Origin of the sequence: Pseudoxanthomonas sp. X-1 (assembly GCF_020042665.1) — a bacterium.
In the GTDB taxonomy this organism is placed as follows: domain Bacteria; phylum Pseudomonadota; class Gammaproteobacteria; order Xanthomonadales; family Xanthomonadaceae; genus Pseudoxanthomonas_A; species Pseudoxanthomonas_A spadix_A.
Map to the genome: position 1 here is coordinate 3,612,941 of NZ_CP083376.1, position 23,489 is coordinate 3,636,429.

The 23,489-nt window shown below is 70.9% G+C and carries 21 protein-coding genes; all 21 read left to right on the forward strand.

From position 1 onward, the window contains the following. Positions 1-24 precede the first annotated feature (24 nt). Positions 25-1,245 (forward strand): flagellar hook protein FlgE, encoded by a 1,221-nt coding sequence (gene flgE / locus LAJ50_RS16275; RefSeq protein ID WP_138654810.1) that lies wholly within the window; start codon positions 25-27, stop codon positions 1,243-1,245. Between the two features lie 208 nt (positions 1,246-1,453). Further along, complete coding sequence (locus tag LAJ50_RS16280) at positions 1,454-2,200, forward strand: flagellar basal body rod protein FlgF (RefSeq protein ID WP_138654812.1); 747 nt, start codon at positions 1,454-1,456, stop codon at positions 2,198-2,200. A 30-nt stretch (positions 2,201-2,230) separates the two neighbouring features. After that, entirely contained in the window at positions 2,231-3,016 is a 786-nt protein-coding gene (gene flgG / locus LAJ50_RS16285; protein ID WP_130550142.1) for a flagellar basal-body rod protein FlgG, read from the forward strand. 8 nt (positions 3,017-3,024) lie between these two features. After that, complete coding sequence (locus LAJ50_RS16290) at positions 3,025-3,798, forward strand: flagellar basal body L-ring protein FlgH (protein ID WP_138654814.1); 774 nt, start codon at positions 3,025-3,027, stop codon at positions 3,796-3,798. Between the two features lie 11 nt (positions 3,799-3,809). Further along, positions 3,810-4,922 (forward strand): flagellar basal body P-ring protein FlgI, encoded by a 1,113-nt coding sequence (locus LAJ50_RS16295; RefSeq protein ID WP_130550144.1) that lies wholly within the window; start codon positions 3,810-3,812, stop codon positions 4,920-4,922. A gap of 398 nt (positions 4,923-5,320) precedes the next feature. Beyond that, on the forward strand, positions 5,321-6,484 hold the full coding sequence (gene flgJ, locus LAJ50_RS16300) for a flagellar assembly peptidoglycan hydrolase FlgJ (protein WP_138654816.1): 1,164 nt from the start codon (positions 5,321-5,323) through the stop codon (positions 6,482-6,484). A 19-nt stretch (positions 6,485-6,503) separates the two neighbouring features. Further along, a complete protein-coding gene (gene flgK, locus LAJ50_RS16305; protein ID WP_138654818.1) occupies positions 6,504-8,396 on the forward strand; it encodes a flagellar hook-associated protein FlgK in 1,893 nt (630 codons plus the stop codon). A gap of 10 nt (positions 8,397-8,406) precedes the next feature. After that, positions 8,407-9,609, forward strand: coding sequence for a flagellar hook-associated protein FlgL (gene flgL / locus LAJ50_RS16310; RefSeq protein WP_138654820.1), 1,203 nt, complete (start codon positions 8,407-8,409; stop codon positions 9,607-9,609). 466 nt (positions 9,610-10,075) lie between these two features. Beyond that, complete coding sequence (locus LAJ50_RS16315) at positions 10,076-11,212, forward strand: flagellin (RefSeq protein WP_138654822.1); 1,137 nt, start codon at positions 10,076-10,078, stop codon at positions 11,210-11,212. Positions 11,213-11,438: 226 nt separating this feature from the next. Then, positions 11,439-12,797 carry a flagellar filament capping protein FliD gene (gene fliD, locus LAJ50_RS16320; protein ID WP_138654824.1) on the forward strand — a complete coding sequence of 453 codons (1,359 nt, stop codon included), beginning with the start codon at positions 11,439-11,441 and terminating at the stop codon, positions 12,795-12,797. Between the two features lie 12 nt (positions 12,798-12,809). Continuing rightward, entirely contained in the window at positions 12,810-13,199 is a 390-nt protein-coding gene (fliS, locus tag LAJ50_RS16325) for a flagellar export chaperone FliS (RefSeq protein ID WP_138654826.1), read from the forward strand. Beyond that, the gene (locus LAJ50_RS16330; RefSeq protein ID WP_130550152.1) at positions 13,199-13,516 is read left to right on the forward strand and encodes a hypothetical protein; all 318 of its coding nucleotides are present in this window, start codon (positions 13,199-13,201) and stop codon (positions 13,514-13,516) included. The genes fliS and LAJ50_RS16330 overlap by 1 nt, the downstream gene beginning before the upstream one ends. 89 nt (positions 13,517-13,605) lie before the next feature. Continuing rightward, the gene (locus LAJ50_RS16335; RefSeq protein WP_138654828.1) at positions 13,606-14,187 is read left to right on the forward strand and encodes a PilZ domain-containing protein; all 582 of its coding nucleotides are present in this window, start codon (positions 13,606-13,608) and stop codon (positions 14,185-14,187) included. A 102-nt stretch (positions 14,188-14,289) separates the two neighbouring features. Then, the gene (locus LAJ50_RS16340; protein WP_138654838.1) at positions 14,290-14,919 is read left to right on the forward strand and encodes a response regulator transcription factor; all 630 of its coding nucleotides are present in this window, start codon (positions 14,290-14,292) and stop codon (positions 14,917-14,919) included. A gap of 371 nt (positions 14,920-15,290) precedes the next feature. Beyond that, complete coding sequence (rpoN, locus tag LAJ50_RS16345; RefSeq protein ID WP_130550154.1) at positions 15,291-16,685, forward strand: RNA polymerase factor sigma-54; 1,395 nt, start codon at positions 15,291-15,293, stop codon at positions 16,683-16,685. Between the two features lies 1 nt (position 16,686). After that, positions 16,687-18,189 carry a sigma-54 dependent transcriptional regulator gene (locus LAJ50_RS16350; protein WP_138654830.1) on the forward strand — a complete coding sequence of 501 codons (1,503 nt, stop codon included), beginning with the start codon at positions 16,687-16,689 and terminating at the stop codon, positions 18,187-18,189. A gap of 57 nt (positions 18,190-18,246) precedes the next feature. Then, positions 18,247-18,615, forward strand: a complete 369-nt coding sequence (fliE, locus tag LAJ50_RS16355; RefSeq protein ID WP_138654832.1) for a flagellar hook-basal body complex protein FliE — start codon at positions 18,247-18,249, stop codon at positions 18,613-18,615. Between the two features lie 118 nt (positions 18,616-18,733). Continuing rightward, a complete protein-coding gene (gene fliF, locus LAJ50_RS16360; protein WP_130550157.1) occupies positions 18,734-20,443 on the forward strand; it encodes a flagellar basal-body MS-ring/collar protein FliF in 1,710 nt (569 codons plus the stop codon). A gap of 13 nt (positions 20,444-20,456) precedes the next feature. Further along, positions 20,457-21,440 (forward strand): flagellar motor switch protein FliG, encoded by a 984-nt coding sequence (fliG, locus tag LAJ50_RS16365; RefSeq protein ID WP_165424082.1) that lies wholly within the window; start codon positions 20,457-20,459, stop codon positions 21,438-21,440. Positions 21,441-21,469: 29 nt separating this feature from the next. Beyond that, positions 21,470-22,051, forward strand: a complete 582-nt coding sequence (locus tag LAJ50_RS16370; protein WP_343228053.1) for a FliH/SctL family protein — start codon at positions 21,470-21,472, stop codon at positions 22,049-22,051. Next, entirely contained in the window at positions 22,048-23,451 is a 1,404-nt protein-coding gene (gene fliI / locus LAJ50_RS16375) for a flagellar protein export ATPase FliI (protein ID WP_138654836.1), read from the forward strand. Before LAJ50_RS16370 ends, fliI begins: the two co-directional genes overlap by 4 nt. Positions 23,452-23,489: the final 38 nt, after the last annotated feature.

Sequence of the window (23,489 nt, forward strand, 5' to 3'; positions counted from 1 at the left end):
TCACGCCTCCACGGAGAACCTTCCATGAGCTTCCGCATTTCCCTGAGCGGCATGAACGCCGCCTCGTCCGACCTGAACGTCGTCTCCAACAACATCGCCAACACCAACACCACCGGCTTCAAGAGCAGCCGCGCCGAGTTCGGCGACGTGTTCGCCGCCTCGGTCTACGGCGTGTCCAGCAACGCCACCGGCGCCGGCGCGCGCCTGCAGCGGGTGGCCCAGCAGTTCACCCAGGGCAACATCGACTTCACCGGCAACTCGCTGGACATGGCGGTCTCCGGCCAGGGCTTCTTCACCCTGTCCGACAACGGCAGCACGGTCTATTCGCGCGCCGGCAACTTCAGCACCGACGCCAGCGGCTATGTGGTCAATCCCTCCGGACAGCGCCTGCAGGTGTTCGCGCCCAACGAGGACGGCACCAGCTTCAACACCGGCAAGCTCAGCGATCTGCAGCTGGCCACCGGCGATGCGCCGCCCAAGGTCACCTCGAAGATCCAGGCCAGCGTGACCCTGCCGGGCAACGCCAGCGTGCCGACCAACAGCCCGTTCAACGCCGCCGACCCGACCACCTACAACCAGACGACCTCGTTGACGGTATACGACTCGCTGGGCGCCGCGCACAGCCAGTCGCTGTACTTCACCAAGACCGCCAACCCCAACGAGTGGACGGTGCAGACCCAGATCGACGGGGTCAGCGTGGGCGGGCCGCAGACGGTGACCTACAACTCCGCCGGCGCCCTGGTCAGCCCGACCAACGGCGTGCTGACCCTGCCGGCCTACACTCCGCAGGGCGGCGCCGGAGCGATGGCGCTGAGCCTGGACCTGAGCAAGTCCGCCCAGTACGGGCAGAAGTTCGCCGTGTCGGCGCTGAACCAGGACGGCTACGGCACCGGCAGCCTGTCGGGCATCTCGGTGTCGTCCGAGGGCGTGGTCCAGGCCAGCTACTCCAACGGCGTGACCAAGGCGATCGGCCAGGTCGCCCTGAGCAGCTTCGCCAGCCCGCAGGGCCTGCAGCAGAAGGGGGACAACGCCTTCGCCGAGACCTTCGCCTCGGGCCAGGCGGTGCGCGGCGCGGCCGGCACCTCGGATTTCGGCCTGGTCCAGGGCGGCGCGCTGGAAGCCTCCAACGTCGACCAGACCGCCGAGTTGGTCAGCATGATCAGCGCCCAGCGCAACTTCCAGGCCAACGCGCAGATGATCCAGACCCAGGATCAGATCACGCAGACGATCATCAACCTGCGGTAATCGCCCCGCCCGCTCCCTCGCAAGGCAGGGAGGGGGCCAAAAGCCAAAGCGAAGCGCCGGCCCTGTGCCGGCGCTGTCGCTTCGGCGGCTGCAAGCCGTGTCGGGATGACGTCTTGCTGCGTCCCGCTTGCGGATCGCGCTTCCCGCCCACTCCTCTCAACTCACTGCTCGCTCCTCACCCCCGGCACACCGCTTGCATGCTCCGGGCATGGACAGAGCCCTCTACATCGCCATGACCGGCGCCAGCGCGACGCTCAAGTCGCAGGCGACCGTGTCCCACAACCTGGCCAATGCGCAGACCGTGGGTTTCCAGGCCACGCTGGACGCGACCCAGGCGATGCCGGTGACCGGCAACGGGCTGGCCTCGCGCGTGGCCACCGCCCAGCGCCTGGTCGGCGTCTCCGATGCCAGCGGTTCGCTCAGCACGACCGGCAACGGCATGGACGTGGCGCTCGACCCGGGCCACTGGTTCGCCGTGCAGGACAGGAACGGCGGCACCGCCTACACCCGCGCCGGCGACCTGAAGATCACCCAGAACGGCCTGCTCACCACGTCCTCGGGGCTGCAGCTGCTCGATGCCGGCGGCGCGCCGATGGTGATCCCGCCCAACGACGGCATGGACATCGGCGCCGACGGCACGATCTCGGTGATTCCGCAGGGCTCGCCCGCCTCGTCGATGACCCAGATCGGCCGCCTGCAGGTGGTGCAGACCGGCACCTCCAACCTGACCCGCGGCGAGGATGGGCTGATGCGCCAGGCGCCGGGTGCGCCGGCCCCAACGCCGGCGGCCGGCGCGGTGCTGTCCACCGGCGTGCTGGAGAACAGCAATGTCGATGCCACCGGTTCGCTGGTGTCGATGATCGAGCTGGCGCGCCAGTTCGAGATGCAGGTACGCGTCTTGCACAGCGGAGACGAGACCGCGCAGAGCGCCAATTCCCTGCTGCGTTCGAGCTGACCTCGTTCCTTCCCGTAACGGAGCACTGCCATGACCCAGGCGCTTTGGATCGCCAAGACCGGCCTCGACGCGCAGCAGACGCGCATGGCGGTCATCTCCAACAACCTCGCCAACATCAACACGACCGGCTTCAAGCGCGATCGTGCCAACTTCGAGGACCTGCTGTACCAGACCCAGCGCCAGCCCGGCGGTGCGACCTCCGAGCAGACGATGCTGCCTTCGGGCATGTCCACCGGCACCGGCGTGCGCGTGGCGACCACGGCCAAGTCCTTCACCCAGGGCAACCTGAGCCAGACGGGCAACGCGCTGGACGTGGCGATCAACGGCCGCGGGTTCTTCGAGGTGCTGCTGCCCGATGGCTCGTCGGCCTATACCCGCGACGGCGCCTTCCAGGTCAACGCCGAGAACGAGCTGGTGACCAACGAGGGCTATCCGGTGCAGCCGGGCCTGCAGATCCCCGAGGGCGCGCAGAGCATCACCATCGGCAGCGACGGCACCGTGAGCGTGCAGCTGGCCGGCCAGGCCGCGGCCACGCAGGTGGGCCAGCTGACCGTCACCGATTTCGTCAATCCGGCCGGCCTGCAGTCCAAGGGCGGCAACCTGTACACCGAGACCGGCGCCTCCGGTCCGGCCCAGACCGGCACGCCGGGCGAGAACGGCGCCGGCCTGCTGATCCAGGGCTCGCTGGAAGGCTCCAACGTCAACAGCGTCGAGGAGCTGGTGTCGATGATCGAGACCCAGCGCGCCTACGAAACCAACGCCAAGGCCATCAGCACCGTCGATTCGATGCTGGGCTTCCTCAACCAGAACCTGTGACCGCCGCCATGCGTGTGCTCCTGTCCATCGCCCTCGCCTCCGCCCTCGGCGCGCTTACCGGCTGCGCCACGGTGGTCGGCGACGTGCGTCCCTTCTCCGACCAGCTGGCGCCGCAGCAGGGGCTGGACAAGAACACCCTGCTGGGCCGTTCGCCGGGCCAGTACACCCAGCTGCCCTCGCCGCAGCCGGGCTACGCGCAGCCGGCGCCGGGCGATGGGGGGGGGTCGATCTTCGCCACGGCCGCCGACGGCAGCGGCAACCGCGGCATCCGCCTGTTCCAGGACAACAAGGCGCGCGAGGTCGGCGACCTGCTGACGATCGTGCTGGTGGAGAGCACCAGCGCCAAGTCCAACGCCAAGACCGGCATCAGCAAGAACGACAGCATCGCCATGGGCGCGCCGACCATCCTAGGCCAGAGCGTGACCTACAACGGCAAGAACATCCTGCAGGCCGAAGTGGACGCCAAGCGCGGCTTCAACGGCGCCGGCGACACCCAGCAGAGCAATTCGCTGGACGGCGACATCACCGTGACCGTGGTCCAGCGCCTGGGCAACGGCAACCTGCGCGTGGCCGGCGAGAAGCAGGTGCGCCTGAACCAGGGCGACGAGCTTGTGCAGGTGCAGGGCATCGTGCGCGTGGCCGACATCGGCCCGGACAACCGCATCACCTCCGACCGCGTGGGCGATGCCCGCATCGTGTACGGCGGCCGTGGCGCCGTGGCGCGTTCCAACGCCATGGGCTGGCTGAGCCGCTTCTTCAATTCCGCCGCCGCGCCCTACTGAGTAACGCCGCCATGCGTGCTTCGAATTCCCGTCTCGTCACCGCCGTGCTGGCCCTGGCCGCGCTCATCGCCGCCCCGGCCCAGGCCGAGCGCATCAAGGACCTGGCCCAGGTGGCCGGGGTGCGCGGCAACCAGCTGGTCGGCTACGGCCTGGTCGTGGGCCTGGACGGCAGCGGCGACCGCACCAGCCAGACGCCCTTCACCGTGCAGAGCCTGAAGACCATGCTCGACCAGCTGGGCGTGACCCTGCCGCCGGGCACCAATCCGCAGCTGAAGAACGTCGCCGCGGTGGCCATCCAGGCCGAGCTGCCGCCGTTCGCCAAGCCGGGCCAGACCATCGATGTGACCGTGTCCTCGATCGGCAACGCCGGCTCGCTGCGCGGCGGTGCGCTGCTGATGGCGCCGCTGCGTGGTGCCGACGGCCAGATCTACGCGATGGCCCAGGGCACGCTGGTGGTCAGCGGCTTCGGCGCCTCGGGCAAGGACGGCTCGAAGATCTCGGTCAATGCGCCCAACGGCGGCTCGATTCCCAACGGCGCCACGGTCGAACGTCCCGCGCCCGGCGGCGGCGCCGACAACGGCCTGGTCACCCTGAACCTGCACGAGGCCGACTTCACCACCGCCTCGCGCATCGTCGATGCGGTCAACCGCACCTTCGGCAACGGCCGCGCGCAGGCGGTGGATCCGGTGACCATCCAGATCGCCGCCCCGCCCGGCAACCGCATCGGCTTCATGGCCCAGCTCGAATCGCTGGACGTCAGCCCCGGCGCGGCCGCGGCCAAGGTGGTGGTCAACGCGCGCACCGGCACGGTGGTCATGGGCGGCAACATCGCCGTGCTGCCGGCGGCGGTCTCGCATGGATCGCTGACCGTGTCGATCAGCGAGAGCAACCTGGTCAGCCAGCCCGAACCCTTCTCGCGCGGCGGCCAGACCGCGGTGGTGCCGCAGTCCACCATCAGCGCCACCGCCGAGGGCGGCAAGATGTTCATGTTCCAGGGCGGCACCTCGCTGGAATCCATCGTCCGCGCGGTCAACGCCGTCGGCGCCGCGCCCGGCGACCTGGTGGCGATCCTCGAAGCGCTGAAGCGCGCCGGCGCGCTGCGGGCGGAGTTGGAGATCATTTAAGGGGTGAGGGGCCAGGCCCAAGTGGCGGCAAGTCGATGCCGCGGATTGAAGTGCCGGCATTCGCGGTCCACGCGCCCAAAGCGACGCTTCCGCCCCCTCCCTTTCGCGCAGCGAAGGGGAGGGGGCGGAAGCGTCGCTTTTTCGCTGATGCAACAGCAACAGCAAAAGCAAAAGCCAACCCCTCCCCAGCCCTCCCCTGCTTCGCAAGGGAGGGAGCAGACCCCGAGGTCGGAGACGCCGCTGCCCGAATCCCGAATCCCGAATCCCGAATCCCGAATCCCGAATCCCGAATCCCGATTCCCGGCTCCAAAAACCCCGCCGACCTTTTGACACCCCACGGCACAGCTCTTGCCTAGCAAGGAACGACACCGCTCTTCCGGCCCGCCCGACCTACCGCCATGACCCTGCAGCTGCCCGGCACCACTGCACTGCCCCTGACGAAGTCGCATACCGCTTCGCCCGAGCAGATCAAGAAGGCCTCGAAGGAACTGGAAACCCAGTTCGCCTCGATGCTGGTCAAGTCCATGCGCGGCACCACCGGCGGCGATCCGCTGGCCGGCGGCGACACCACCTACCGCGACATGTACGACCAGCAGCTGGCCAAGGAGCTCACCAAGGGCCGCGGCCTGGGGCTGCAGGCGGTGATCGAGAAGCAGCTGAGCCGCGACAACGGCGGCAGCGCGGCGGGCCAGGCACTCGATACGACCCTGCCGTCGGCGCGCGCCACGCAGGGCGCGCCGATGCGGCTGGACACGGCCACGCGTGCCAGCGCCTTTCCCCTGTCCGGCGTGCTGCCGCTGCGCGCGCCCAATGCGTCCTCCGGCACGGCGCCGGTGGCCGGCGCCGGTGGCCTGTCGCTGGCGGCCTCGCATGCCGGGGTATCGCTGCAGGCGCTGCCGGCCACGGCGATGCCGCTGCCGCCGCCGGTCGACGAGGACTGCAAGTTGGATTGCAGCAGTCCCGAGGCCTTCGTCCAGTCGATCTGGCCGCATGCGCAGAAGGCCGCGCAGGCGCTGGGCGTGCCGGCCAAGGCGCTGGTCGCCCAGGCGGCGCTGGAGACCGGCTGGGGCCGGCGCCTGGCGGGCAAGGGCGGGGTCACCTCGAACAACCTGTTCGGCATCAAGGCCGGCGCCAGCTGGGACGGCGACAGCGTCAACGTCGCCACCACCGAATACAGCAACGGCGTGCGCCGCTCCGAGCGCGCCAACTTCCGCGCCTATGGTTCGGCCGCGGAGAGCTTCGCCGACTACACCCGCCTGCTGGGCAACGAACGCTACGCCGGCGCGCGCGGCACCGGCCAGGACACGCACCGCTTCGCCACCGCGCTGCAGCGCGCCGGCTACGCCACCGACCCGCACTACGCCTCCAAGCTGACCGCCATCGCCAACGGCGCCACGATCAACCGCGCGCTGGCCAGCCTGCCCGGCAATGCGCTGGGGGCCTACGGCAACGATGCGCGGCTGGCCTCGGCCGCGCCGGCCGGTTCCACCGCCAATGCCGGCGTGGGCAGCTCGGTGTTCGCCGCGCTGGGCGACCGCTACCGCGCCGTGGCGCGCTACTGACTCCTGACAGGACCGCGCGATGACCAGTCTGCTCTCCACCGGTAGCTCGGCCCTGATGGCCTTCCAGCGCGCGCTGGGCACCGTCAGCAACAACGTCGCCAACGCCACCACCGAGGGCTACAGCCGCCAGCGGGTGAGCCTGGCCGCGCGCGTGGGCAACAACATCGCCGCCGGCGTGGGCAACAGCGGCCAGGGCGTGGACGTGGCCTCGCTGCAACGCCTGGCCGACGGGCTGGTGTTCGCCCGCCAGATCGACAGCAGTGGCGAGGTCGGGCGACTGACCAGCCTCTCGTCGATGGCCGGGCGGATCGACTCGCTGCTGTCCGACTCGGCCACCGGCCTGTCCACGCCGATGTCGGCCTTCTTCGACGCCGCGCGCGGGGTGTCCAGCGATCCGACCAGCACCAGCGCGCGCGAGGCGATGCTGGCCGCCGCCAGGTCGCTGGCCGGGCGCTTCAGCTCGCTCGACGGCCAGCTGTCGACCATCGACGAGGAGACCGATGCCAGCCTGTCCAACAAGATCGACCAGGCCAACCAGCTGGCCAAGGAGATCGCCGACCTCAACAAGTCCATCTCCTCGGCCGGCGCCAACGCCTCGGCCGAACTGCTCGACGCGCGCGACCTGCGCGTGACCAAGCTGGCCGGGCTGGTCGGCGCCACCACGGTCAAGCAGACCGATGGCTCGCTCAGCGTGTTCACCACCGGCGGCCAGCCGCTGGTGGTCGGCGCCAAGGCCAGCGCGCTGACCGCGATGCAGGACCCGGACCGGCCCGACCGCCTGCAGGTCGGCCTGGACACCGGCAACGGGACACCGGTGCGGCTGCCCGACGCCTCGGTCTCGGGCGAACTGGGCGGGCTGCTGCAGTTCCGCAGCGGCGTGCTCGACCCGGCGCGCGCCGAACTCGGCCGCCTGGCCACCGGCCTGGCGGTGGCCTTCAACCAGGCCCAGGCCAGCGGCGTGGACTACAACGGCCAGGTCGGCGCGGCGCTGTTCAAGCTGGCCGCGCCCGGGGTGACGGCGAACACGGCCAACACCGGCTCGGCGGGGCTGAGCGCCACGATCCGCGATGTGTCCCAGCTCACCGGCAGCGACATCGTGCTGCGCTACAGCGGCAGCGGCTGGACCGCCCAGCGCGCCGACACCGGCGCGGTGGTGCCGATGAGCGGCGACGGCTCGGCCGGCAACCCGTTCGTGGTGCAGGGCGTCTCGCTGGTGCTGTCCGGCACCGCGGCCGAGGGCGACAAGTTCACCGTGCGGCCGACCACCGGCGCGGCCGGCAGCCTGGCGGTGGCGATCAGCGATCCGAGCGGCATCGCCGCGGCCGGCGCCATCAGCGCCAGCGCCGCCACCGGCAACCTGGGCAAGGCCACGGTGGCCAGCACCGCGGTGACCAGTCCAGGCGCCTTCGCCTCCTTCAGCGGCGCCCACATCGAGTTCATCGACGACACCACCTACACCATCAACGGTGGCAGTCCGCAGACCTATGCCGGCGGCGCGATCGCCGACCCGGCCGGCGGCTGGTCGATCACGCTCAAGGGCACGCCCACCGCGGGCGACAGCTTCAGCCTGGCGCCCACGCCGGCACGCTCGTCCAGCAATGCCAACGCCCAGCTGTTCTCGACCCTGGACACCACCCAGACGCTCAGCGGCGGCACCCAGTCGCTGACGATGGTCATGAGCCAGCTCACCGCCAAGGCCGGCAGCGAGGCCAGCCACGCGCAGATGAGCCTGGAGGCGCAGCAGGCCATCGATTCGCAGGTCAGCGCCGAGCGCGAATCGGTCAGCGGCGTCAACCTCGATGAGGAGGCGGCCGACATGATGAAGTTCCAGCAGGCCTACCAGGCCGCCGCGCAGGTGATCAAGACCGCCGACACCCTCTTCCAGACCCTGCTGTCCGCCGTGGCGCGCTAGGAGACGTCCCATGACCCTTCGTCTTTCCACCAACGGCATCCACCAGCAGAGCCTGGCAGCGATGCTGGCCCAGCAGTCCAAGGTCTCGCGCACGCAGCTGGAGCTGACCACGCAGAAGAAGCTGATCACCGCCGCCGACGATCCGGCCGGCATGGCCCAGGCCCAGCGCCTGGACCACGCGCTGTCCACGCTGGACCAGCAGGACAAGGACGCGGCGCTGCTCGAACACCGGCTGCGCTCGCAGGAGCAGGCGCTCAGCGATGTCGGCACGCAGCTGGACCGCGCGCGCGAGCTGACCATCCAGGCCAACAGCGCGGCCGCCTCGGACAGCGACCGCGCCTCCATCGCCGACGAGCTGCGCCAGATCCGCGCCGCCATCCTGGCCATCGCCAACCGCGACGACGGCACCGGCAAGCAGCTGTTCGCCGGCGCGCGCGACGGCGTGATCCCCTTCGCGCAGGACGCCAGCGGCCAGGTCACCTACGTCGGCGACGACGGCCAGAACCAGGTCGAGGTGGCGCCCAACCTCAAGGTGGCGGGGACCGATCCGGGCAGCGACCTGTTCCTGCGGGTGCGCACCGGCGACGGCATCAGCGCCGCGACCGTCGGCGCCGGCAACACCGGCAGCGGCGTGCTGGGCAGCAGCTCGGTGATCGACAGCAGCGTCTGGAACGGGCAGTCGGTCACGGTGAAGTTCACCGCGGCCGACAGCTACCAGATCCTGGACGGCAGCGGCGCGGTCGTCTCCACCGGCACCTACACCGCCGGCAGCGCGATCAGCGGCGGCGGCATCCAGATGACCCTCACCGGCGCGCCCGCGGCCGGCGACACCTTCACCCTGGGCAAGGCGCCCAACCGCGACATCTTCAGCACGCTGGACAGCCTGGCCACGGCGCTGGAGACGCCGGCGACGACCGACGCGCAGAAGGCCGCGCGCAGCAACGCGCTCAACGGCGCGCTGGGCGACCTGACCACCGCGCAGGACCACTTCCTGCTGTCGCGCTCGCAGACCGGTTCGCGCCTGGCCGCGCTGGACGACGCCACCGACGCGCGCAGCGCCTATGGCATCAGCCTGCAGACCACCCTCTCCAACCTGCGCGACGTCGACCCGGCCGAGGCGGCCAGCCGGCTCTCGCTGCAGCAGGTGGCGCTGGAGGCGGCGCAGAAGACGATGCTCGCGGTGCAAAGCAAGTCACTGTTCGATTTGATGTAGGTCACAGAAAGCGACTGCCGTCCGGCTTCCTGGCGGGAGCCGCCACGGCGGCGGTGGGCTGTCACGTTCACGCCCCATCGCCGCCATGGCGGCTCCCGCGAAGGCCCACGCCACCACGTGCTCTCGCAACAGAATCTTCGATCCAACGAGCGCGGAAAACAGCGCAAAACAAGCGGTTTTTTGATCCGGACTCAAGTCCGCGCCGGTGTCGCCGTTACCGGGCCCGAGCGCGTTGGTGTCGCGGCATGACCCACATGGCACGTCCGCTTCGCGCAGCTGGTTGCACCCGTGTTTGGCAAGTCGCCTCGGGAAGGATGGTCGGTTTTCTTTCGACCCGGGGCTAAAGGCGGCGCCGACCGCGCCGATAACCCTATCAGCAGCGGAGAGGGCCAATCCCGGCCACACCCTGCGGAACCGGCCCCAACCCTCTCAGTCGCCGCCGGACCCATCAACTAGGAGACTTCTCATGTCGTCTGTCATCAACACCAACACCATGTCGTTGAATGCCCAGCGCAACCTGTCCGCGTCCAGCAACGACCTGGCCACCTCGCTGCAGCGTCTGTCCTCGGGCCTGCGCATCAACAGCGCCAAGGACGACGCGGCCGGCCTGGCCATCAGCCAGCGCATGACCTCGCAGATCCGCGGCCTGGACCAGGCGGCCCGCAACGCCAACGACGGCATCTCGCTGGCGCAGACCGCCGAAGGCGCGCTGAGCACCATCGGCGACAACCTGCAGCGCATCCGCGAACTGGCCGTGCAGGCCTCCAACTCAACCAACTCGCAGGACGACCGTGACGCCCTGAACCTGGAAGTGACCCAGCTGAAGGACGAAATCCAGCGCGTCGCCTCGCAGACCAAGTTCAACGGCCAGGCGCTGCTGAACAACACCAACAGCTTCAGCTTCCAGGTCGGCGCCGACGCGGGCCAGACCATCTCCATCACCGGCGTCAACGCGCAGGTCTCGTCGCTGGGCGGCAGCTACACCCGCGCCGCGACCGCGGTGGCCTCCTCCGGCCTGACCGGCTTCGCCACGGCCATCGCCGCCGGCGGCGTGACCATCAACGGCGTGGACATCGGCGCCATCAGCGCCGCTGGCAGCGCCCAGGAACGCGCCAGCCAGCTGGTCGAGGCCATCAACCGCGTGTCCAGCCAGAGCGGCGTGGGCGCGTCCTACGACGCCGCTTCGGGCCAGGTCTCGCTGGCCGGCAACGCCATCGTGGTCGCCGGCTCGGTCAACGACGCCACCATCGCCGGCATCGCCAACGGCACCGTGGCCACGGTCACCACCACCGGTATCGCCAGCTCCAACGTGAGCAGCTTCACCGCCGCCCAGGCCACGATCGGTCAGATCGACAACGCCCTGAAGGCCGTCAACACCGCGCGCGCCAGCCTGGGTGCGGTGCAGAACCGCTTCAGCTCGGTGGTGACGAACCTGTCGACCACCTCGGAGAACCTGTCGGCCGCCCGCAGCCGCATCCAGGACACCGACTACGCCAAGGAATCGGCTGCGCTGACCCGCAACCAGATCCTGCAGCAGGCCGGTACCGCGATGCTGGCCCAGGCCAACCAGTCCTCGCAGTCGGTGCTGAAGCTGATCTCGTAATCCGGTCCCACAGGCGCGGCCTCGCTTGGAGGCCGCGTCCTGTTCCAAGCCCACCCGGCGCGGCAGGCCGCGTGGGCTTGGAACAGGACGACACCCGGCGACACCCATCGCCCGGCGGCGCTGCTCCACACCTCGCCTTCGTCCGTCCTTTCCCGCTTCAAGAGGTCCGCGCCATGCGCAACGCCAACACGCTGCCCGAGGACCCGCGCCGCACCGAGGCCGTCGCATGACCACCGTCGGCAGCACGTCCAGCGCCTCGGGGATCGATCCGGCCACGATGGCCTCGCAGCTGGTGGCCGCCGAGCGCGCGCCGACCGACACGCGATACGCCGCCACCGAAACCAAGATCAATGCCCAGGTCTCGGCCGTGGCCACGCTGCGCTCGGCGTTCTCATCGCTGACCCTGGCGATGAACGCCCTGAACAGCAAGAGCACGACGGCGGCGCGCGCGGTCAGCCTGGGCTCGACGACCGCCGGCTTCACGGCCACCGCCTCGGCCGGCGCCGCCACCGGCAACTACGCGGTCGAGGTGATTTCGCTGGCGAGCGCGCAGAAGCTGGCCTCGCCGGCCTTCGCCTCGCGCGATACCGCGGTCGGCACCGGCACCCTGTCCATCGGCTACGGCAGCACCCAGCTGTCGGTGGACGTCACTGCCGCCAACAACAGCCTGGTCGGCATCCGCGACGCGATCAACAAGGCCGCGGGCGGCAAGGGCGTGGCCGCCAGCATCGTGACCGGCGACGATGGCGCCCACCTGGTGCTGACCTCGCTCGACGGCGGCACGGCCAACGCCATCAGCGTCTCGGCCAGCGGCGACAACGGCAGCCTGGCGGCGCTGACCTATGGCGCCGGCGCCAGCGGCGGGATGACCGAGCTCACCGCCGCCGCCGACGCCCAGATCAAGGTCGACGGCGTCCTCAAGAAGAGCGCCAGCAACACGGTCACCGGGCTGATCGACGGGGTGACCTTCAACCTCTCGGCCGCAAGCCCGGGCACGACGGTGCAGATGACCATCGCCAACGACAGCGCGGCGCAGTTCGCCGCGGTCAAGAACTTCGCCGACAAGTACAACGCGGCCATGGCGGCGATCGCATCGACCACCAGCTACGACGTCGCCACCAAGACCGCCGCCGCGCTCAATGGCGATGCCATGGTGCGCGGGACGACCCGGCAGCTGCGCGACATCCTCTCCGGCAACGTGGTCGACCTGAAGGCGATGGGCATCAGCATCGCCAAGGACGGCACGCTGTCGCTGTCCCAGTCCGACTTCACCGCCGCGATGAGCAAGGACGGCTCGGCCCTGACCCGGGTCTTCGGCAGCGGTTCGGACACGATGGTGGGCAAGCTGACCACCGTGCTGAAGGGGCTGACCGACAGCGGCGGCCTGCTGGATTCGCGCAATGACAGTCTCAGCATCCAGACCAAGAAGCTCGATGCGCAGAAGGACGCCCTGGACACGCGCATGGCCGCGGCCGAGGCGCGCTACAAGGCGCAGTTCACCGCGCTGGACGCGATGATGACCAGGCTGCAGAGCACCAGCGACTTTTTGACCCAGCAGCTGAAGAAAAGCAGCAGCGACGACTAACCGAGCCTTGCCATGAACGCCCGCAGCCTTGCCAACCAGTACAAGCAGACCGGCGCCAGCAGCGCGACGCTGGACGCCAGCCCGCACCAGCTGATCGCGATCATGCTGTCGACCGCGCGCGAGCGCATCCGCCTGGCCATCGCCTCGCTCGAGCGCGGCGACGTCACCCGCAAGGCGCATGCGATCACCGACACCTGCGCCATCATCGGCGGGCTCAACGGGTCGTTGAACATGGAAGCGGGCGGCGAGATCGCCAGCGGCCTGGCCGCGCTGTACGACTACTGCCAGCGCCGCCTGCTGGCCGCCAACCTCAACAACGACCTGGCCCCGCTGCAGGAAGTGGACGACCTGCTGGGCGAGATCGAGGCCGCCTGGCGCCAGATCGCGCCGCAGGGCGTGTGATGGCGACCGGGCAGCCGTCCGCGCAGGCCCTGGCGCACCTGCCCGCCCTGCCGGTCGAGCAGATCCGGGACGCGCTCCAGTGCGAGCGCTGGGCGGCGGCCGACGAGCTGCTGAGCGCCTACCAGCACCAGCTGGTGCTGGCGCTGTCCAAGATCGACCTGAAGACCGCCGACCGCGGTCCGTGGCTGGCCCTGCTGGCCGACTACCAGCTGCTGATGGACGAACTGCGCGCCGGCCGCGATGCCGCCGCCGCCGAACTGGCCCGTCTCGACGCCGGCCGCCGCGGCGCCAACGCCTGGATGCGGGCGCTGAAGTAATCCGCGCGCCCGGCCGCGCGGCGACGCCCTGCCGCACCGCACACACGACTTGCGGCATCCTGCCGGCCTTCGTCCTTCGAGTCCGTGCGATGACCGATCCCGTGCCCATGACGCCCGAGCAGGCCCGCGCGCTGCTGTTCGGCGAGATCCTGACGCTGGAGGAAACCCGCGCCGCGGCCTTCCTGCCGCAGGCGCTGGCGCCGGCGACGGTCGAGGGCATGCTCGCCCAGGCCGAATCGCTGCTGCGCGCGCTGGCGGTGATCGACGATGGCGTCGGCCGCGGCGACGATCCGGACCAGCCGCCCGATCCGGCGCTGCTGCGCCTGGAGGCCAAGCTGGATCTGCTGACGCTGCTGGTGGCCGACCTGGCCGGCTGCCAGGCCGCGCAGGATGCGCCGCGCGCCCTGCGCTGGTCGGCGCGCGGCGTCGAACTGGTGCTGGACCAGGCCGTGCAACCCGGTACGCAGGGCAGCCTGCGCGTGCGCGCCTCGGACTGGCTGCCCTCGCCGCTGGTGCTGCCCGCCCAGGTGCTCGCCAGCGTGCCCGAAGCGGCCGCCACGCGCGCGTGGCTGGCCTTCTCGCCAGGGTCGCCTGCGCTCGAGGCGGCGCTGGAACGCCACGTGTTCCGCATCCACCGGCGTGACATCGCGCAACGTCGTCGCGCGACCTAAGCATACTTTCCATGTGACGCAAGCCCTTTTCAGTCGCGACGCGGTTCGTTAAGGTCGCACCGGCAGGGGACACGTCACGGAACAAGAAGGAACCGCCACGTGCTGCGCGTGCTGATTTGCGATGACCATGCGCTGGTGCGGGCCGGCGTGCGTCGCCTGCTGGAAACCATGGAGGGCGTCGAGGTCGCCGGCGAGGCGGCCAACGCCGACGAGGCGGTGATCCGCGCCAAGCAGCTGCTGCCGCATGTGGTCGTGCTCGACCTGTCGCTGCGCGGCCGCAGCGGCTTCGACGCGCTGGCCGAACTGCGCAAGACCTGCCCCGACGCGGCCATCGTGGTCCTGTCCATGCACGAGGATGTGCTGCACGTGCGCGAAGCGCTCACGCGCGGCGCGCTGGGCTATGTGGTCAAGGATTCCTCGCCGGCGGAACTGGAGATCGCGCTGCGCGCGGCGGCGGCCGGCCGCACCTTCCTCAGCCCGCAGGTGTCCGCGCCGCAGCTGCGCGGCTATCGCGCGCCGCGCGAGCCGGGCGATGTCGAAAGCCTGCCGCGCCGGCAGCGCGAGATCCTCGATGCGCTCGGCGCCGGGCGCACCACCAAGCAGATCGCCGCCGACCTCAACATCAGCGTCAAGACGGTGGAGACCCATCGCGCGCGGATCATGGAAGCGCTGGGCTGCCGCAACGCCAGCGAACTGCTGCGCGTGGCCATGCGCCATCACGATCGTCCCTGACCCCGCGCCGGAAGACCGTCACCACGCCGTGGCATGGCGCGTGCCGACACGACCGGACGCCCGGTATCCGGGGGTGGCGCGACCGCTTTCCGGCGCCACGCGCGCCCGGCGCCTTCGCCGGTGTCGGCACATGGCGCACGGCACGCCAAAAAGCCGGCTTGTGATCCAGGTCGCACGTGACGCAACGGGTCACCTTTCTACGTTCAGCTGGCTTTCACGTCATATTTACGACGCAAAGTCGGGGATGCCCCTACAACACGACAGGTTTACCCTGAATCCCTACAGGGTTTGCCCCGATTCGGAAGCCGGCGCGTCAATTCCACGATAGCTCCACACACCGGCGCTGGGCCGGGTGACACGGAGAGATCAACGTGAAAGGCACCCTGACCGCCAAGATGGCGCAAGGCGTCAACCTGACGCCGCAACTGCTCCAGTCGATCCGCCTGCTGCAGCTCACCAGCCAGCAGCTGGAGCTGGAGTTGGCCCAGACGCTGGAGCGCAATCCCCTGCTGGAAACCGACGAGGCCGAGGCCGAGGCACAGACGCTCGAGGCCGATGACGCGGCCCAGCTGGAAGCGGCCGCGTGGGACGAGCTGCCCGAGCCCGCGTTCATGGCCGGCCTGTCCGGCAACACCGGCGGCGCCCTGGACGAGGACGCGACCGCGCGCATCGCCGCAGGCGAGTCCTCGGACATGCGCGTGCGCCTGCTGACCCTGCTGGCGATCAGCTGGGACGCCGCCGACCTGGCCATGGCCGCGTGGTGGCTGGACCGCTGCGACGATCGCGGCTACCTGGAGCAGCCGCTGGACGCGCTGCTGGCCGAGGGCGCGCTGCAGTTCGAACTCGACGCCCTGCAGCTGGTGCGCCAGCGCCTGCTGCACGGCGAATGGGCCGGCATGGCCGCGGCCGATCCGGCCGAGTGCCTGCGCGCGCAGCTGCGCACGCTGGCCGACAGCCCGGCCCGCACCCTGGCCGCGCGCATCCTGGCCGATCACCTGGACCTGCTGGCCGCGCACGACGACGCCGCGCTGGCGGCCGCCACCGGCAGCAGCGTGGACGACGTGCGCGCGGCCGTGGCCCTGGTCCTGACGCTGCGCGCGCATCCGGTCGAGGCGCCGGCCGCGACCGAGGACAGCCACATCCTGCCGGACGTGGTGGCCTGGTTCGCCGGCGGCGCCTGGCGCGTGGCGCTGGGCCGCTACACCACCCCGCGCGTGCGCATCAGCGCCCACTGCGAGCGCGCCCTGGCCGGCAACGGCGGCGAGAACGCCGCGCTGCGCGGCCTGCTGGACGAGGCGCGCTGGCTGGTGCGCGGCCTGAACATGCGCAACGACACCCTGCTGCGCACCGCCCAGCTGCTGGTCGAGCGCCAGCGCGGGTTCCTGGAGCAGGGCGAGGAAGCCATCCTGCCGCTGACCCTGCGCGAGGTGGCCGACGCCATCGGGGTGCACGAGTCCACCGTCTCGCGCATCGTCGCCGGCAAGTACCTGCAGACCCCGCGCGGCACGATCGAACTCAAGCGCCTGTTCGCCGTGCGCCTGGAAGGCGCCGATGTCTCCGGCAGCGCGGTGCGCGCCATGGTCAAGCGCCTGATCGAGGAGGAGCCGCGCACCGCGCCGCTGGCCGACGAGGTCATCGCCAGCCTGCTGGCCCGCCAAGGCGTGCGCATCGCGCGCCGCACCGTCGCCAAGTATCGCGATCAGCTGGCCATCGGCCCGGCCAAGGCCCGCCAGCTCTCCCGTCCTTCCATTTCGGTTGCCGCCTGACATGAACACCGCCCGCATTCTCGTCATCGACCAGGACATGGACCGCGCCGAGCGCGTGGCCACGCTGCTGGAATTCATGGACTACACCCCGCGCATCGTCGCCGAGGTGGCCGACCTGGACCTGGGCCGCGCGCGTCCCAACGACTGGATGGCCGTGATCGTCGGCGAGGTCGCACCGGCCGAGCTGGTCACCTTCACCACCTGGCTGGCGACCCAGCCGCTGCACCCGCCGGTGCTGGAGCTGCCGGGCCACGCGCCGGACGCGGCGTGGCGCGCGCCGCTGCACCGCCAGACGGTGTGGCCGCTGGACTTCCCGGTGCGCCGCACCCAGCTGCAGGACGCGCTGTCCAAGGCCGCGGTCAAGCACGCCGAGGCCGAGGCCCGCGTCGGCCGCGCCCAGTCCGGCCCGACCGGGCGCAGCGCCGCGGCGATCGAACTCAACCGCATGATCGACCAGGTCGCCCCGCACGACACCACCGTGCTGATCCTGGGCGAATCGGGCACCGGCAAGGAAGTGGCCGCGCGCGCCCTGCACGACCGCTCGGCGCGCCGCGACAAGCCGTTCGTGGCGGTCAACTGCGGCGCGATCCCGGCCGACCTGCTGGAGAGCGAGCTGTTCGGTCACGAGAAGGGCTCCTTCACCGGCGCGCTGACCCAGCGCAAGGGCCGCTTCGAAATGGCCGAGGGCGGCACGCTGCTGCTGGACGAGATCGGCGACATGTCCCTGCCGATGCAGGTCAAGCTGCTGCGCGTGCTGCAGGAGCGCTGCTTCGAGCGCGTCGGCGGCACGGCCACCATCAAGTGCGACGTGCGCGTGATCGCCGCCACCCACCGCGACCTGGAAGCGCGCATCGGCACCGGCCAGTTCCGCGAGGACCTGTTCTACCGCCTCAACGTGTTCCCGATCGAGATGCCGGCGCTGCGCGAGCGCATCGAGGACCTGCCCGAGCTCGTCGATGCCATCACCCGCCAGCTGCGCGACAACGGCCGCGGCCATGTCGCGCTGTCCGACGAGGCCATCGCCACCCTGGCCCGGCACCGCTGGCCCGGCAACGTGCGCGAGCTGTCCAACCTGATCGAGCGCCTGTCGGTGCTGCATCCCAATGGCACCGTGCGCGCGGCCGACCTGCCGGCGCGCTACCGCGGCGCCGCGCTGGGCGAAGGCCTGGAGGACGCCCCGGCGCTGCGACAGATCGCCCAGCCGCAGAAGGCCGTGGTCGCGCCGATGAATCCCGTCCCGGTCGCGGCGGTCGCGGCCGCGCCGACGCCGGCCACCGCCGCGCCGGCCAGCGATGCCGTGCTGCCGGCCGCGGGCATCGACCTGCGCCACCACATGGCCAGCATCGAGCTGGACCTGATCCGCGCCGCGCTGGCCCAGGCCGGCGGCGTGGTCGCCCACGCCGCGCCGCTGCTCGGCCTGCGCCGCACCACGCTGGTGGAGAAGCTGCGCAAGTACGGCATCGACCGCGAGGCCGAAGGCGTCGCGGTGGCGGCGGGTTTCTGACTTGGGCATGGCACGCGTCTTGCCTGAACCCGTCAAGAACCCAACGGCAACACGGCCATGACCGACGCCATCTCCTCGATCCTGTCCCAGATCCGCGCGCACGAACTGCGCACGCGCGAAGGCGTGAGCAACGCCATCGACGTCAACGGCCTGGGCAACGTCGGCGGCGTGGCGGGAGGCAACGCGGTCGACCCGGCCAGCAGCGGTGGATTTGGCCAGCTGCTGTCCAAGGCCATCGACAACGTCAGCGCGACCCAGGCCAACGCCAGCGCCATGCAGACCGCCTTCGAACTGGGCGATCCGCGCGCCGACCTGGCCCGCACGATGGTCGCCATGCAGCAGTCGCAGGTCGCCTTCCGCGCCACGGTCGAAGTCCGCAACCGCCTGGTCCAGGCCTACCAGGACGTGATGAACATGCCCGTGTAGCGCCTGCGCGCCCGGCGCCTGGTTTCGTGCAAGACCGCATTCGCTTCCCCGTCCGACCCGCGATCCGCGCCTCCTGATCCTCTGACCTTCGACTCCTGACCTGCGGCCCCAGACACCCATGAGCGCCACCGCCCTTCCCAAAGCCGCCAATGCGCTGCGCGACCTCGGTCGCTTTCAGGACATCCCGGTGGTCCGCCAGCTGGCGGTGTTCATCCTGGCCGCGGCGGCCATCGCGCTGGGGCTGTGGCTGTTCTTCTGGACGCAGAAGCCGGACTACGTGACCGTGCAGGCCGGGCTGGACGCCAAGTCCACCGCACAGGCGTCCGACGCGCTGCGCACCGCGCAGATCCCGTACAAGCTCGACGCCGCCACCGGCGCGCTGACCGTCCCAGCCGACCAGGCCGGCGCGGCGCGCATGACCATGGCCAGCGCCGGCATCACCAGCAGCGGCCCGGCCGGGTTCGAGTCGCTGCAGGGCGACCAGGGCTTCGGCACCAGCCAGTTCGTCGAGAGCGCGCGCTACCAGCACGCGATGGAGATCGAGCTGGCGCGCACCATCGCCCAGCTGCGCCCCGTGCGCGAGGCGCGCGTGCACCTGGCCATGCCCAAGCCCTCGGCCTTCACCCGCCAGAACGAGCCGGCCAGCGCCTCGGTGGTGCTGCAGCTGGGCGCCGGGCAGACCCTGGAGCAGAACCAGATCGACGCGATCGAGCGCCTGGTCGCCTCGTCGGTGCCCGACCTGTCGCCCGAGCACGTGACCGTGGTCGACCAGTTCGGCCGCCTGCTCTCGCAGGACGATCCGGACAGCGCCGAGGCGGTCAACGCCAAGCAGTTCGAACAGCAGCGCCGCCAGGAAGCGCTCTACGTCCAGCGCATCGAGGAACTGCTGGCGCCGATGACCGGCCCGGGCCGGGTCAGCGCCAAGGTCAGCGTGGACATGGACTTCGCCCAAACCGAACAGGCCAGCGAGACCTACGGCCCGCAGCCGGCGATCGTGCGCAGCGAGCAGCTGAGCGAGTCGGGCAACCTGTCGGCCTCCAACGCCAACGCCCAGGGCGTGCCGGGCAGCGCCAGCAACACGCCCAACGCCGCCAACACGGCCGCGCCCGCCAATGCCGCCAACCCGGCCAATGGCGCCGCGCCGCAGCAGGCCAACGCCAACGCCGGCAACAACTCGGGCACGCGCAGCACGGTGCGCAACTACGAGATCGACCGCACCCTGACCCACACCCGCCAGGCGACGCCCCGCATCCGCCGGGTCACCGCCGCGGTGCTGGTGGACAACGTGCCGGCCGGCAGCGCCACCGCCGGCAAGCCGGCCGCCACCCGCGCGCTCAACGATGGCGAACTCAAGCGCATCGAGACGCTGGTGCAGCAGGCCATCGGCTACGACCAGCAGCGCGGCGACGTGGTTTCGGTGGTCAACGCCCCGTTCGCGCCGGCCGCGGTGGAGACGCCGCAGGATGCGCTGCCGATGTGGCAGGACCCGCGTGCGCTCAACATCGCGCGCATGGCGCTGGGCGGACTGGCGGTGCTGGGGCTGATCTTCTTCGTGCTGCGCCCGGCCTTCCGCGCGATGCTCTCGCCGCGCGTGCCGGTCGGCAATGCGCTGGTGCCGGCCGGCGGCCAGGTCATGCCCACCGTCACCGCCGAGATGGTCGACGACGACGAAGTCCCGGTGAAGCTCTCGCCGGCCTATTCGCCCAAGCCGGTGCTGCCGCCGGGCCCGGGCTTCGAACAGAAGCTGCAGACCGCGCGCGAAGTGGCCAGCACCGATCCCAGGCGCGTGGCCCAGGTCGTGCGCGAGATGGTGAACTCCGATGGCTGATCAGGATCAACCGCTGACCGGCACCCAGCGCGCGGCGGTGGTGCTGCTGTCGCTGGGCGAGGCCCAGGCCGCCGAGGTGCTCAAGCACATGGAGGCCAAGGAAGTGCAGAAGCTCGGCGTGGCCATGGCCAGCGTCGGCGACATCCCGCATTCGCTGGTGCAGCAGGTGATCGTGCGCTTCGTCGATACCCTGGAGCAGCCGGCCAAGATCGGCGACGGCGCCGACGAATACGTGCGCGCGGTGCTGATGCAGGCCTTGGGCGAAGAGCGCGCCAGCGGCCTGATCGACCGCATCCTGTCCGGGCGCAACACGCCGGGCCTGGAAGCGCTGAAGTGGATGGAGCCCAAGGCCATCGCCCAGCTGGTGCGCAACGAGCACCCGCAGATCATCGCCATCGTCATGGCGCATCTGGAAGGCGACCAGGCCGCCGAGGTGCTCAAGCACATCCCGGCCGAGCTGCATGGCGACCTGCTGGTGCGCATCGCCACGCTGGACGGCATCCCGCCGCACGCGCTGGCCGAGCTCAACGACGTCATGGCGCGCCAGTTCAGCGGCAGCCAGGGCAAGCCCTCGGCCATCGGCGGGGCCAAGGTGGCCGCCAACATCCTCAACTTCGTCGAAGCCGGCCAGGACGAGACCCTGCTCAAGGCCATCGCCGCGGTCGACGACGGGCTGGGCACGGAGATCCGCGACCTGATGTTCGTGTTCGACAACCTCGCCGGCCTGGACGACCGCACCATGCAGGCGATCCTGCGCGAGGTCTCCACCGACAAGCTCGCCCTGGCCATGCGCGGCGCCGACACGCGCGTGCGCGAGAAGATCACCAAGAACATGTCCCAGCGCGCGGCCGAGATCCTGCTCGACGATATGGAAGCGCGCGGCCCGGTGCGCCTGGCCGAGGTGGAGGCCGCGCAGAAGGACATCCTGGACCAGGTGCGCAAGATGGCCGAGGCCGGTGACATCTCCATCAGCAGCCGCAGCGAGGCGCTGGTGTGATCGACGCCTTCGCCCCGGCCGCCGACGCGGTGCGCTGGACCGCCCCGGGTCTGGGGCCGCGCCGCGACCAGCCCGAGCCGCCCAGGCCGCCGACCGCCGCGGAGATCGACCAGATCCGCAGCGACGCCCAGGCCGAAGGCCACGCCGCCGGCTATGCGGCGGGGCTGGCGGCGGGACAGGCCGAGATCCAGCGCCGCATCGCCCAGATCCAGGCCGTGCTCGACGGCTTCACCCGGCCGCTGGCGCGCCTGGACGGTGAAGTGGCCGATGCGCTGGCCGACCTCGCCACGCGCATCGCCGGCGTGCTGGTCGGCCGCGCCTATGCCGCCGACCCCAGCCTGCTGGCCGACCTGGTGCGCGAGGCGATCGACGCGGTCGGCAGCGGCAGCCGCGAACTGGAACTGCGCCTGCACCCGGACGACTTCGGCGTGCTGGCTCCGCACCTGGCGGGCCTGAGCGGCGTGCGCCTGACCGCCGACGCCGGCCTGGGTCGCGGCGAGCTGCGCCTCAACAGCGAGGGCGTGCGCATCGACGGCACGCTTCATGCACGGCTGCAGTCGGTGCTGGAGGCCACCCTGGCTTCCGGCGAAGGACATGCGCCCACGCCATGAACGCCCTGCCCCACGACGCCGTGACCGATGGCCTGCAAGGCGCGCGCAACCTGCGCCTGGCGCAGCGGCTGCGCGGCGCCGATCCGTCCAGTGCGGCGATGGGCCTGGTCCGCGAGGGCGTGCTGCGCCGCGCCGTGGGCCTGACGCTGGAGGCCTCCGGTTGCAGTGCGCCGATGGGCTCGCGCTGCCGCGTGGCCACCTCGGGCGGACGCTGGGTGGATGCCGAGGTGGTCGGCTTCTCCGGCGAGCGCACCTTCCTGATGCCGACCGGCGACCTGCAGGGCCTGCTGCCCAATGCGCGCGTCATCGCCACCCGCACACAGGGCGAAGTCGCGGTGGGCGAAGGGCTGCTGGGCCGGGTGATCGATAACGACGGCGCGCCGCTGGACGGCAAGGGCCCGATCCGCGCCGAAGGCTACGTGGCGCTCGCCGGCGTGCCGATCAATCCGCTCTCGCGCCAGCCCATCGAGGAGTCGCTCGATGTCGGCGTGCGCGCCATCAACGCCATGCTGCCCATCGGCCGCGGCCAGCGCGTGGGCCTGTTCGCCGGCTCGGGCGTGGGCAAGTCCACGCTGCTGGGCATGATGACCCGCTACACCTCGGCCGACGTCATCGTCGTGGGCCTGATCGGCGAACGCGGCCGCGAAGTGCGCGACTTCGTCGAGGCCACCCTCGGCGAGGAAGGCCTGCGCCGCGCGGTGGTGGTCGCCGCCCCGGCCGACCGCCCGCCGCTGGCGCGCCTGCACGGCGCGCTGCGCGCCACCGCGATCGCCGAGTGGTATCGCGACCAGGGCCTGCACGTGCTGCTGCTGATGGATTCGCTGACCCGTTTCGCCCAGGCCCAGCGCGAGATCGGCCTGTCGGTCGGCGAGCCGCCGACCACGCGCGGCTACCCGCCCAGCGTGTTCGCCAAGCTGCCGGCGCTGGTCGAACGCGCCGGCATGGGCGCCGACGGGCGCGGCTCGATCACCGCCTTCTACACGGTGCTGACCGAGGGCGACGACCAGCAGGAGCCGATCGCCGATGCCTCGCGCGCGATCCTGGACGGCCACATCGTGCTGACCCGCCGCATCGCCGACGCCGGCCAGTATCCGGCCATCGACATCGAGCAGTCGGTCAGCCGCGTGATGCAGGACATCACCGACACGCCCTGGCGCGAGCACATCCGCAAGCTCAAGCGGCTGATGGCCGCCTACTCGGCCCAGCGCGACCTGATCGCCATCGGCGCCTACCAGCGCGGCAGCGATCCCAACGTCGACGAGGCGATGGCGCGCTGGCCGGCGATCCAGAACTTCCTCGGCCAGGACGTGCGCGAAGCCTCCGACGTGCAGGCCAGCCGCCAGTCGCTGCACCGCCTGCTGGACGACACGCCCGGCCAGCCGTTCCCGCTCAAGCAGTAACCGTTCGCCCCCTTCAGCACTCCACGCAAGAGAACTCC